Annotated in this window: 1 protein-coding gene; it reads right to left on the bottom strand. The window is 58.1% G+C overall.

Features of this window, described 5'->3' with window-relative positions; translation table 11 throughout:
• Window positions 1–547 (bottom strand): pentapeptide repeat-containing protein (locus tag NKH21_RS32735; RefSeq protein WP_352870038.1); only part of this gene is annotated, 547 nt, incomplete at both ends.

Below are 547 nucleotides of genomic sequence, written 5' to 3' on the forward strand. Positions count from 1 at the left end.
CCGAATTGGAAAGGTCGACGCCCTCGATACGGGTCAGAAAGAAAAAGGCGCGGTCAAAGTCTATCGGCGCGGTAAACCTCGCTCCTCGGAAGTCCGCCCGTGCGAGATTGGCAAACGAGAAGCGGCTGCCGCTGATATCGGCGTCATGGAACTGCGCACGCCCCAGTTCTGCCTTTGTGAAATCAACATTGGTCAGATTGGCGTCCTGGAAATTCGAGCGCTGCATTTCCGCGCTCGCAAACACAGCGCCCTGCGCGTCCATACGGCTGAAGTCGGTCCTGTAGCCCTCGATTCTGTCGAACCGGGCGCCTTTGGCGGTCGAGTCGGCCAGGGAAGCACGCACAAGAGTTGCCTTCTCAAGATTTGCCGCACGGAGATTGGTGTTCCTGAGGTCGGTCGAAGTGAAATCAACACCGAACAGGTTCGCCCCGCTCAGGTCCTGTCCATCTAGGATGAGAAGCTTCTTGTCACACTCTTGCCAATTGACGCCAGGCGTCGCGGCTGCGTCGCAATTTTGAGCGGCAGCGGCGTTCTGCCAAGCAAACAC

The organism is Mesorhizobium sp. M1329, assembly GCF_040318035.1.
Classification (GTDB): Bacteria; Pseudomonadota; Alphaproteobacteria; order Rhizobiales; family Rhizobiaceae; genus Mesorhizobium.